Origin of the sequence: Vallitalea pronyensis (assembly GCF_018141445.1) — a bacterium.
GTDB lineage: Bacteria > Bacillota > Clostridia > Lachnospirales > Vallitaleaceae > Vallitalea > Vallitalea pronyensis.
This window is the reverse complement of record NZ_CP058650.1, coordinates 13,527-25,798: the sequence shown is the minus strand read 5'-3', so window position 1 is coordinate 25,798 and position 12,272 is coordinate 13,527. Positions and strand designations below refer to the sequence as shown.

General features: G+C 31.0%; 13 protein-coding genes. 1 reads left to right on the top strand and 12 read right to left on the bottom strand.

All coding sequences use genetic code 11. From position 1 onward, the window contains the following. Positions 1-479: 479 nt before the first annotated feature. From HZI73_RS26175 to HZI73_RS26135, 9 genes are all read right to left on the bottom strand, one after another. On the bottom strand, positions 480-1,313 hold the full coding sequence (locus HZI73_RS26175) for a hypothetical protein (protein WP_212699005.1): 834 nt from the start codon (positions 1,311-1,313) through the stop codon (positions 480-482). A 312-nt stretch (positions 1,314-1,625) separates the two neighbouring features. Then, entirely contained in the window at positions 1,626-2,117 is a 492-nt protein-coding gene (locus HZI73_RS26170) for a JAB domain-containing protein (protein ID WP_212699004.1), read from the bottom strand. Positions 2,118-2,218: 101 nt separating this feature from the next. Next, entirely contained in the window at positions 2,219-3,004 is a 786-nt protein-coding gene (locus HZI73_RS26165; RefSeq protein ID WP_212699003.1) for a hypothetical protein, read from the bottom strand. 117 nt (positions 3,005-3,121) lie between these two features. After that, on the bottom strand, positions 3,122-3,541 hold the full coding sequence (locus HZI73_RS26160; protein ID WP_212699002.1) for a single-stranded DNA-binding protein: 420 nt from the start codon (positions 3,539-3,541) through the stop codon (positions 3,122-3,124). Between the two features lie 23 nt (positions 3,542-3,564). Next, positions 3,565-4,407, bottom strand: coding sequence for a hypothetical protein (locus HZI73_RS26155; RefSeq protein ID WP_212699001.1), 843 nt, complete (start codon positions 4,405-4,407; stop codon positions 3,565-3,567). A gap of 67 nt (positions 4,408-4,474) precedes the next feature. Next, positions 4,475-4,693, bottom strand: a complete 219-nt coding sequence (locus tag HZI73_RS26150) for a hypothetical protein (RefSeq protein WP_212699000.1) — start codon at positions 4,691-4,693, stop codon at positions 4,475-4,477. Between the two features lie 236 nt (positions 4,694-4,929). Next, entirely contained in the window at positions 4,930-5,091 is a 162-nt protein-coding gene (locus HZI73_RS26145; RefSeq protein ID WP_212698999.1) for a hypothetical protein, read from the bottom strand. 381 nt (positions 5,092-5,472) lie between these two features. After that, the gene (locus HZI73_RS26140) at positions 5,473-6,981 is read right to left on the bottom strand and encodes a hypothetical protein (protein WP_212698998.1); all 1,509 of its coding nucleotides are present in this window, start codon (positions 6,979-6,981) and stop codon (positions 5,473-5,475) included. 20 nt (positions 6,982-7,001) lie between these two features. Beyond that, positions 7,002-7,346, bottom strand: a complete 345-nt coding sequence (locus HZI73_RS26135; protein WP_212698997.1) for a hypothetical protein — start codon at positions 7,344-7,346, stop codon at positions 7,002-7,004. Between the two features lie 367 nt (positions 7,347-7,713). On the opposite strand from HZI73_RS26135, the gene HZI73_RS26130 reads away from it, so the two are divergent. Continuing rightward, a complete protein-coding gene (locus tag HZI73_RS26130; RefSeq protein ID WP_212698996.1) occupies positions 7,714-7,959 on the top strand; it encodes a hypothetical protein in 246 nt (81 codons plus the stop codon). Between the two features lie 197 nt (positions 7,960-8,156). Here HZI73_RS26130 and HZI73_RS26125 read toward each other — a convergent pair whose 3' ends face one another. From HZI73_RS26125 to HZI73_RS26115, 3 genes are read right to left on the bottom strand one after another with little or no spacing between them, the layout of a single operon-like run. Beyond that, entirely contained in the window at positions 8,157-10,187 is a 2,031-nt protein-coding gene (locus HZI73_RS26125; RefSeq protein ID WP_212698995.1) for a VirD4-like conjugal transfer protein, CD1115 family, read from the bottom strand. Positions 10,188-10,198: 11 nt separating this feature from the next. Further along, entirely contained in the window at positions 10,199-10,840 is a 642-nt protein-coding gene (locus HZI73_RS26120; protein WP_212698994.1) for a hypothetical protein, read from the bottom strand. Beyond that, positions 10,837-11,808, bottom strand: coding sequence for a tyrosine-type recombinase/integrase (locus HZI73_RS26115; protein WP_212698993.1), 972 nt, complete (start codon positions 11,806-11,808; stop codon positions 10,837-10,839). Before HZI73_RS26115 ends, HZI73_RS26120 begins: the two co-directional genes overlap by 4 nt. Between the last annotated feature and the right edge of the window lie 464 nt (positions 11,809-12,272).

Below are 12,272 nucleotides of genomic sequence, written 5' to 3'. Positions count from 1 at the left end.
TGATAAAAGAAATTACTTTAGTAATTTCCACATCTTTAGATCTTTGATTTTAAATTGAAAGAAAATAAGCTTGCTTATTTTTTCCTAATAAGATTTCTCCTGTTATCAAAATTTTAAAAATTACCCCCTGGAGTATTATGGATAGAGAGAGTAAAATGAATATATTAAAGATAGGTAAGCTACCTTTAAATCCTCTTTAACCCCTTGATACTAGGCTTTTACGGACTTCTTGAATTTAATTTTTTGCAACTATTACTCTAATTTTTTGCTACTTATTTAACTTATTCTTAAACAAAATGCAACTTCTATAAGACCGAAAATAAGTTATCCACAGTTTTCTTGGCATAAAAAAAAGAACCAATCCCCATTTTTTTACATTTTAGGGCAATTTGTCCTTTTTGCACGTTCTATTATTACTTTAAAATAAATCTAATACAATACAAATAAACTTAACAAGGGGTTAAGCATTTTTGTAGGTATTAGTATCCATATCTACTATTCAATATTTTATTGTATATTTTGGTTTCAAATCCCTTATCCTGATAACGGATTACCAATTTAGTCAGCTCTTCAATGAGGTAATATATATCACTAATGGCCTCTCTGCTTATGAATATATTAAAGGTTTTAATCAGCTTCCTAATATCTGATAAGCTATGTACAATTTTGTTTATCTTCATCTTACTCATAAAAATATGACTTAAAAATAAATCTCGAATAGACCCTTCTCGTACCTCTTTGTAAAATAATGTTAGCGATCCACTGTCATTATGCTTAACTGTTATAAACTGCTTTATATCCTCTATATAAGTCCGTATAAGGTATATATTACTTGTATTAAAGTATTGCTTTAACTTTCCATTTCCAATATTCATAAATCCCTTATATCGGTTCATATTGGCTATGATACGGATTAATCCTACTTTAGCATTCTTTCTTAAGTTCCTAAATTCACTTGTATATAAGAGATGATGGTTAATGTTAAAGTAATTCTTAACTTTCTCGTTGTATTCATTACTATAATCATTATCTATAAATCTTAAATCTTTGTAAGTCTCTTTTGTACCTAGATCAACTTCTATAATATTTTGCTCACTAAGATGTCGTAATGCTCTATAATAGCTTGTCTTATGTATATTTAATTTGTCTATAATTTCTTTATAGTAAATATACTTGACTTTACCAAATGCATCCTGATATTTTCCTAATAACAGCAACACATCAATGTCTATAGAAGTTAAAGCTTCTAGTTTATAATCAATTATTGCACGATTTAACTTACAACTACCTATACGTTTTTTGTATCGTTGCATATAAAAAGCCCTCCAATTCTTCAGAAGGCTAACAAACAATTTTTTTTCTCAAAAACTATTGAAATATAAATCTATTTATTATATAATAGAATCATATTTAACAAGAATTTTAAAGCTGTCCAGGCTTTCTTGTTTGTTAGCTAGGAAAAGTACGGCAAATACTTTTCCTTTTTACTTGTCTTTTTTTATATAAATTTGTTCCTATTTCAATATTTTACCATAGTTTTATCAATTTTGACAAGCTTTTTAATACCAGGATGGTAATTAAGTCCCTAACAACGTTAAGGACTTTTAAATTACCTGATAAGCTGCTTATACATCATATCCTAATTTCTGATCTAATAAATTAGTCTTAACAGAAGAGTTCTCATGAACTAATACAATATGTACAGGCTTATTTATCAATGCCTCTCTAAAAACTTTTTCATATTCTAAGGCTTCTGGCAATTTTACAGTACCTATGTTTATCTCAGTAGATGATATACAATCATTCTTTATATCCATATTAACCATTCTAATATGTTCTCTACTCAGGAACCTAAGCTCTGACATAAATAGATCTATCCCTATTTTCTTTATTTCTTCCAAAACCCTAAATGAACTAAGTTCCTTAGATATATGACCATAGATAAACAATTTTGGCTCTATAGCCTTACTGATTGCATTTGAAATATCGTCATCTACTACTGCATGGACAACACGATACCCTTCTGCATTCATTATGTCCGTTATTTCTTTCTGGCTAGCTGCAGCTGCCAGACTTTTTATTAAATCAAATTCAGTACTTCTATTGTTGTATTCCATAAACATTATCCTCCTAAACGTTATAGAAAGGATAGAACATCCTCCAGGAATACTCTATCTACTTTCTATTCTTAAACTTTTTCTTATAAACGTTTATGTTCTTAACATCCAAATGCATTTTCATTTATTGTTAAACAATGGCTTTCCCCAACTTTGAATATATAGCTAACTTTTCTGTATTCATTTCCTGGGTTACCATACCATTGTCCCACATCTTTATAAAAATCCATATTTACCTTTTCTTTTGTATAGGTAACTTCCAAATCATCCCCACTACCATCATCATAAACTACTTTTGTTAAATTATTTTTTTTAAGTAGCTTATATAATCTTAAAAGTTTCATAGCTTCATTTTTTGTCATTTTTCTTTGTTCATTTTGATATATAAAGCTTTTTAAATGGTAATATTCTTTATTGGAAATCTTTATTTTAATCCAAAGATTTTCATATTCAATTGGAAAACCTAAATAATAGGAACCTAGAAATATGGGCATATCTATACAAGTTTGTTCGGTAAGATTTTCATTTTTATAAATAAAAATACGCATCCTTTTTTTATCAAAAAAATCATCTTTAAAAATAGAATATTTAACCGTATAACCGTTATCTAACTCACATAATATCTTTTCATCCTTTGATAATTCTACAAAAGATGAAAATTGATCAGTGTCCCATTCAATGACTTTACAATAATCTATGTATTCTTCTTCATAATGTTCTATTGTAATAGAACCCTCACAACCAGGGCAACTTCCATCATCAGCAACTGAATGATAACCACATACTGAACATGTATAGTCTTCCTCAGCTTTTTCTTCTGATATAACCGTTACACTTTTTCTATTAAAAAACTCGATAATTCTTCCGATATAGTTATTCTTTTTCATAATCGTTATCCTCCTAAACGTTATAGAAAGGATAGAGCATCCTCCAGGAATACTCTATCTACTTTCTATTCTTAAACTTTTATTCTTAAACGTTCCATTACTAAACCTTATAAGTAATTAAAAAGGTAAATCATCATTTAAACCACTATCATCTACAGGAACAAAGCCATCCTTAGATTCTCCAGTACTTTGTCCTTGCGTTCTTTTTTCAAAAGATGCCTTACTTTCAGCGAAGTATTGTTCTTCAGCAATCACTTCGGTAATCCACTTTCTATTGCCATCAGGATCATCGTATGTTCTTACTTGAAGTCTACCTACAATAGAGACTTGCTGTCCTTTTTTATAGAACTTATCTGCAAATTCCCCAGCCTTTCCAAATGATACGATGTTAACAAAATCAGCATCAGGTTGTCCTTCTTTCTTAAACCTGCGATTAACAGCTAACGTGTATCTGGCAATTGCTAAAGGATTCTCCCCTTGTGAGTATCTTACCTCTGGATCTTTTGTTAATCTTCCCATTAAAATTACTTTATTCATATACTTATCCTCCTAGATATAATTTATTTTAACATTTCTAATTGATACCTTATGTAAGCTAATTTCTGTTCCATTACTTGACTTTGCATCTTAACTCTATACAAGTAACCTGAAACACGCTCAACTTCTATAACATAGTTAATCATATCTCTTCTTAACAAAGTTCGGTAATTTCTTCTTAGAAATCGCTTATTTAATTGACTTTCTATTACATCAATTTTGTTCTGATACCATTTTATTAATTTCCCTGACCACTCCATATTGTCGGCTTTTTTAATGAGTTCCGGATCATCTAAATCAACATTGGGATGAAATTTTAGGTAAAATTCTAGATTTTCTTTAGTGAGTTCTAAAAATAAAACGTCTCCTATTTTCATCAGAATATCACCTATTTGCTCTTGCTCCACATCTATATAACACTTTTCTAGACTGACCTTCATATGTCTTTCACTTGAATACCAAGCGTAATACGGTCTTTCAATGTTATGTAGTAACTGTGAAACTTCATCCTTTACACGTTGATTTGATTTTCCTTTAAATTCATTGTGCATGCCATTAATATGGGCTTTATAAGAAATTATCGTTTCAAAACAACCACCTGTTTCTTGGATTTCCTTACTTATCTCAATAACATTATCAAAATTTTCCTTATCCAATATTGTTACTGTAGAATCTGGCTGACATACTGTCTGGTAACTCAATCCAATTCCAGTGGGTTCATCATACATAAGGCCTATAGAAATCTTATTTTTTATTATATCTAGTTCTAAACATTTGACTTTCTTGTATAGTTTAGTTATATCCATTGGCATAGCCTTTAGATATACCCATCTACAATCATAATTATAGCCATCTTTCATTATCATCTTTTTTCCTCCTAAACGTTTCTATGCTTGTAAAAAACATAGATCTTAAACTTTGTCATCTTAAACGTTATTTGAACAGCATACTCGTTGATACTTGCGCCATAATAGCAATAAAATTATTGCCAATACTATTTAAGTACTTATACCCATTATCCATTACGATGATTATCATGTCTTCTTCTTCAACGTAATCAACTGCTTTGATACCAGGTTTAGCCAACATCAACAAAGCACTAAACATATGAACAAATTCTTCTCTTGATACATTATTAGTTTCTAAACTCATATTCTCTCTCCTTTACCCGGAGATAAAATAAATCCCAATAAGGGACTTAATCTATCCCCATTGGGTTCTTAATTTTTTCTATATAGCTTATACAATATAGATCTTAAACATGTTTGCTTATCATTTACTTGGAAGAAAATTAAAATAAACATTTCCTTCGCGGTTGATAAACGTTTCTCTTTAAAAGAGCAAGTAAACTTAAAAAACTTTTTCCTACCAAATAATTTTAAGCAAAATTATAAGGATGAAAACATAGCATTCAAATCGGTAATTATTTCTTCCAACCGATCATTCACTTTATCATCCCTAAACGTCACCCTTGACAGACTGTCAATGGCAGTAACTAAACTTAAACACTCTTCATGTGTTTCTTCATAAACTTGTTTTCCTAAACTCATACATCTTCCACCTTTCTCACTAAGTGAGTTAATAAACGTTTCTCTTTAAAAGAGTAACTAAACTTACATAATAATAAAAAAATACTGCTGGCAGCAGTACCTACTAAATAGAAAGATGTACTTTTTCACATTGGATATATTAATATCCCTCCTAAACGTTCTCATAAATATGAGTCATCAACATTCTTATACTAACCATTATAACATTATTTTCCAATATTTCAAGATAAAAAAGAAAGTTTAAACGTTATTGTACATGATTAGCTTAATTCAAACCAACTGACAAAAGTAAACCATGACCTCTCTTGACTCCTGAAAGGATACAAGCTGCTATTGTTTTGACCTTATTTTTTCAAGAAAAAGAGAAGGTAACTCCCTTCTCTATTTTAGATTCTTCAATCGACTTATCATTGCACTTTTTTTCTCTTCTGGTTCAGTTCTTGCAGCCGTTTCAGAAATAACACTTATATTCCTTTTTCTTTTAGACTTTGCCATAATATCACTTAATGACATTTTTGTGTTACTTGGTACCTCTTTCCTATCCTTCTTTTTAACTTTACTTATTTGCTCTCCAAGTGTTTCTTTTTTCCGATTAGCTAATCGCTTCTGTCTTTCCTCTTCTTTTTTTAAGGCGGCTTTTGTTAATTCTCCTACCCTTTTAGGCAAATCATCTACTACGAGTAATGTGTAGATAATAGCTTCATTCTTATTACTATTCGACTCCTTGCAAGTACCGAAGGTGTCCGTATTATATACGCCAAAATGAGCTACTTGATACAATGAACCTTCTAAGAAATTAGTCATTGCTTTTTCAAGTTTAATTTTATCCTTTACATCAAATACCGTGGACTCTGGATGTTTAATTATGGCCATGCCACCAATTTTAGCTAGTCCAAAATCATAATCTTTTGCAAATATACTATTGGTAAATGCCTGTTGTATTATTTCGTCATATTTAAGTTCATCTTTCGTGTTAATGGATTCTATAAATGGATCTTTCATAAGACCTTTATTGGATTTTTCACCTGTATTGATTAACTTCAATTTCCCAAGTGCTAAAGAACCTGGTTCTGATAATATATCCACATACTCAACAGGATCTAAAGCTTCGTCTCCTGCCATCCAAGCTATATATGCTAATTCTGTGAGTACTTGGCTTGCCATCTTGTTACCTTTTGTAACCCAATCCTTATATGTATTGGTTTCATCCATTAAAAAATCATCAATCATCTTTTGATTATCTATAATTAAGTTTGAGCCTAAAATGCCTTGTTCCTGCAAATCTTGTATTTCCAGCAATGTCTGAGCCGCATTTAACAAAGGTTGTTGTGCAGCTGAAGAATCTGGATAGGCTACGATGGTTGAAACTGTTGGTTTACCATTGGGATATTCATCAGTCGGTCTTGTTCGTTGATCGGATCGCATTACCGCAGATATAATTTGGCTTAATAAGTCAATGGACCCCGTTCCTGTACCACCACCAAGACCTGCAACTATGAAAGTATATGTACAATTCTTTATCCTTTCATCATTCATTAGCTGTTTTTCGATTAAGTCGGTATTTTCTTCAATCGCTTGAAGGCCCACTTCTCTTTTTTTAGCACAACCCTCAAATCCTTCCAACTTTATAATTTTATATAATTCCTTATCCACTCCCTTTAGTAAACCTTTTAGATTTTCAATATCTGGGGTAGCTGTGTTTATAAAGACTGTATAAAATCCAGCTTTAACAAGTCCTGCCCCAATTTTTCCACCAGCTTGTCCTGGACACACAAATGTTAAGTTCATTGCTTTAAGTGCTTTTAAAATATAACCTTCAAAATCCATTGTTTTTATTGTCTCTAATTTACCTTCTATTTTTTTGATGTCCTCTAATCTGCTTTCTTTCATCTTATGCATCTCCCTCCATCTCAAATTAAATTATTCAAAAGCATGTATTCTAGTACTTGTCCACCTCTATAAGTTAACTGGTAAAATACCTTACCGCCCCTTCCTTTTTTCACTTGGTAGATTAACGTAGCACCTAATAAGATGTGTAGAACGGTTTCAAATGTGTATTGAAGCAACCCACTATTTTCCCATAAATCTTTTCTTGATATACCTTTGTTATTTTCATCTATTAAGGTACTATGCTTATTAATTAAGATAAGTATTGGCTTCGTTTCATCATTAGTTAATATTGTCTCTGTGACCATTGCAACTTGTTCATCACTAAAATTTACATTTTTATACTTGTCAGCAATTAACGAATTCATTTTAACCTTCCCTTCTTTTTTACAATCTTCCTACGATTATACCGTTAGCCCTTTCCTCCATTCTTTAATACTAATATTTTTAGTTTATAAATATTATTATACTGGCCATATTTTCCAGTGTCAATATTTATACTAATATTTTTAGTATTTTATATGATTTATACTAATTTAATTAGTATAAATCATATTTTTTTGTAATCATCCACCATTATCCTATGATAAAACCTATATTTCAAAGGGTTTATTGCAATTAATCAAAAACAAGCTTTCCTTTCTAAATGAAACTATTCAACAGTTGTCATGTGCATTATTTCTATTGAGATATATCCTTACATATGATAAAATCGATAAAAGGGAGTTGATAAGGATGGATACATATAAAAAGCTTATTGTTAATTTTTGCTTTTTTACCCTAGTAATATGTGCCTTTTCAGGATATATCGCTAATATAAATATTTACCTTGGGGCATTATCATTATTTGGACTAATGGCTATAAACTTTTTGACACATGAATTAATAACAAGACATAATTCTAAAAATAATAAGACACCTAGAATGCCTCATACGCTATTAGGTGGAGTTCTATCCAGTAAAAGATTGCCGTTAAAATAAACGACAATCTTTTTTATTTCCATGTCAAACTTTATTATTCCGTTACAATAATAAAAGCACATTTATACTACCAAAATAACCTCCATTTTTTCTTTATACTGATTTAACTAGTATTATACTAATTAAATCAGTATAAAGAATTATGTAAACAAAAACTACTATTGCTTTTTAACCGGCAATAGTAGTTTTCTAAATTCTTATAAAAGATTACTTCCATTTTCTAATACATTTACCTTGTCCAACTGTGACTCCACATTATTACTTTCACCTTTATCATTACCTTGATTTATGTAGAAAATTTCTTCCTCCGTTTCAGCGTTATTCTCACCCATGGTGTTAGTTTTATTTTCATTTTCAGTCACTTCAATTTTTCCAGTATAAATTGCTTCCATAAGACTCCATTCAGGAGTGTATTCATAAATAGTCTCGCTTAGCTCTTCTATCTGCTCATATTCTTCTTTATAATTTTCCCATAAAAATTTATATAACCTCATGGGTTTACAGCTTCTACGCATAACAATTAGCTCATCCATATCCATGGTTAATAACTGATCAGCATTCATTAAATTTGTCTTATCATCTGTTTGGGACCAACGTTTATTCTTTAGCATTTTGAATACACCTGCATCTTTGGTTTTTGTAGTTACTTTTATTGATTGTATACCCATTTGCTCAGTATAAAACTTTGCTGTTTCAGGGTCTCCTGCCCCTAGACAGATTTTTGTGTGACAGTTACCATATATAGTCAGCCATGAATCACCAAATAGCTTTTTAGGTTGAATGACATCTTGAAATATAGGTATTAAATGAAAATTTCTGCTTCTGAAGGTCGTAATCCATTTCTCAAATCCAGGTATTTTACCTACATTTGCTATCTCATCTAAAAAAGCATATATTTCACGATTCTTAATCATTTTATTCCGCTTATTTCTGTCCGTATATTCAACTACCTTAATACCAATCATGGTTTCGAATAACGCAGCTAAAAAGTTAAAGCTATCATGTGTGTCTGGAATAACGGCAAATATTGCTGTATGTTTATCTTTTAAATCATAAATATTAATATCTGTTTTTTCTGTAAGCCTTCTTACCTCTGGCATAGTAAATATACTTAACCTGGAACACAGACCTAATAATATATTACCTTTTAATTCTTTTGGTGCTTTGTTATAAATGTTAAACATTTGCTTACATGATTCTGTATTAGGTATATCTATGAAAATTTTATCAATTTCTTCATAGGTTGAGTTATTAATCAAGTCAAATAACATGGCCATATTTATAAACTCTTTTAAATAGAACTTATAATATAACACTAAAGCTTGTATAATACTTTTTTCAGCTTCATCCCAAAATGGATCACTTGTGCCTTTGACTGAAGCGTCCACTCTTGTATTTTGCAAGATTGTATCTACAATAACCTTTACATCAACTTGTGTCTCTATAAAATCTAAAACATTGAATCTATCGCTATTATTCATTGAAACTAAATTGAATAAATACACTGTATAACCCTTAACTTTCTTTAAAAACCCTGAAAGTAACTCATATAGCTCACCTTTTGGATCAGTAAATAGAAAACTAGGCTTATACTTAAAAACACTTTTAACCAAATTAATTACACTTGTTAATACAAATGATGTTGATTTACCATCTCCAGATGATGCATTTACAAATATATGCTTATTAAACCTTCTATTTTCGGGTATAGTTATCAATTGCCTTCTAAAATTTCTAATTTTACCCTCATTAGGATTATTGAGACTTCCTAACACTATACCATCGTGTAAAGCTAAGAGTCTCTTTTTAATGTATTTCTTAAACTCATCTATACTAATAAATTTTGCATCACCAAAAGTCTTTTTCTTATCTAATACAATCCCACCCATTTGTAAATACATAAGCATATAATCGGAAAATATGGCTATATAAATCCATATTTTAGCTAATATAAATATGACTACTATTAGTTCGCCAATAAGAAGACGATAATCAACATATCTTATTTGTGCTGCTACTTTCAAAGGACTTTTTAGTTTTTTTACAAGTTGATCTGTATGTATAATATAATCCTGAATTTCTACTTCTTTATTCATGTATTCCTGAATGTGTTGTTTAAACGAAACATCTCTGTGTTCTATTGAGGCAACAGCACCCGTTATATATATAATAGCAATTACTATTGCAATACTTAATATTCCACCAAGTATGTATATAACTTTTTTCAATAGCTTTCCTCCTACTCTTTTTCTTTAGTTGTCCTAGACTTTTTCCCAACATCAATTAACGCCATATCAATCTCCCTAAAGCTAAAACGGTCACTAATTTCTTCAAAACTTGGAACGACAATTGTGCCATCTTTTTCACGAGTAAACATACGCTGTAGTATTTTAATGATGGTAGGTTCGGTTATTTTATCCGGATAATAACAAATAAGACCATCTATACAAAAATAAAAAACATGGGTTATGGGTTGAATATAATCCTGATCAACGTCTAAATCGTTATCTCTTATAAAATAATTAAAGGTTAATATACGACTTTTTACTTCATGGTCTGCTAATATATTCATTTCATTGTGTCTTATGCCTGCCCTCTGGAGCAAATTATAGCCCCCTACATCTAACTGGTAATAGTAAATATCCTTGCTGCCACCTTCATATCCCTCATGTTTCAGTTGAGCAATAATATTATGTTTTATACACCTGGTCAAGTAGGATAATCCAATTTTTTCTCCTGCCCTTTCTTCCAAAAGAGTCCGGTCCAGAAACATATATTTTCCGAGTGTTTCACATATTTTTTTCACCTTGTAGATTTGCTCGTGGTCAAAAATAGCACCTCTGAAAACATGTTCTATTTCAAACTTTGATCCTCTTATCATTCTTTTATTCCTCCTAGATAAATAAATGTAACGGAATCTCTTCCATGACCTAACATGTTAGCAACTTCTAATCTTGCTTTAAATTTGCTAACACCAGTGCCTCTCTTATTCATATACTCTTCTCTAGCAAACATATGTCTTAACCCATGAGGCGTTAATGCGCCTCTGTCTTCCTTTTTTAAGTTATGGCCAGACTGGGTTCTATCCTTATCTTGAATTTTGTCCCGATGGTTATATATGAAATTTTGTATCTGCTTTTTAAATTTATGAATCGTTCTAGTCTGTACATACTTTGCCGGAGTAAAAACATAAGCACCAGGTTGTTTATCCATCAAGACATTTGCAAATATAGACCTTGCCCCTTCAGTTAATGGTACGTTTCTTGGTACGCCACCTTTTGTATTGGTTAGATGTAAATATCCATCTCTTAAAGCATTATGAACTTCTTGATACTTTAAGCTAACAATTTCATCTATACGCATACCAGTATGTCGAATACCTTCAAACACTTTAGCAATTTCTTCATGATGTTTCTCAATGGCCAAGTTTTTAAAACCTTGATATTCTTTCTCAGTCCAAGCCCGATCCGCTCGGCCATCACGAGTAAATGCTAACGCTACCTCTTGACTAAAATTTCTAGCGTCGGATAACTCATACTTCGTATTGTCAATACTATTATGTATAAACCGAATCCCTGAAAGTTCGGTTTTTATATACTTATCAGAATTTCCCTTTAGTCGCATATGATCTACATATGCTTTTAAGTGCTTATCCTGCATATTAGCTAATTTTCTTAGCTTAAACTCTTTGGCCACAAATTTAATAAACCGAGTATTGGATTCCATATACCTATAACGTGTCTTAAACTGATTTTGATTCATCCTTTTAGCAATTTTTTCAAGTTGTTTTCCTAAATTATCTGTAGCTCCATGTCCTGTTTTTTTCCAATTATATTTTATATCAAACACCCTTTCCAAATATATTTTTTTTCATTCACGTAAAAGCATATACTTAATAAACGATACTAAAATTAAGTATACGTTTTTGTTCCTTTTCTTTTCTTATATCGCCTAGACTACCCATATTCAAGACAGTCACTAGCTACGCGTCGCTCTGTCTCTGTCTTACGCCCTTGTTAAAAAAAAGGTGCTCCGCAATTTTTTTTGCCGTTGGACGAGACAGAGACAGAACGACGCCCAGCTATATTCTATGTAAGTGTTTTTGTTCAACACTAGATGCCACCATTTCTAGTTTAACTGATGTTATACCTTTGGTATAACGGTGGCTAAACACCCCTTTAATAACAAGGCTACTATCGTAGTTCAAAAAACTGAAAGTGTTTTTTTCACTTGATAACACTCAAATGTAAGCGGTATAAATTTTGTGTGGGTATCGTCTAATCTTTAGACACCCTGGACCATCTTTGATGGCC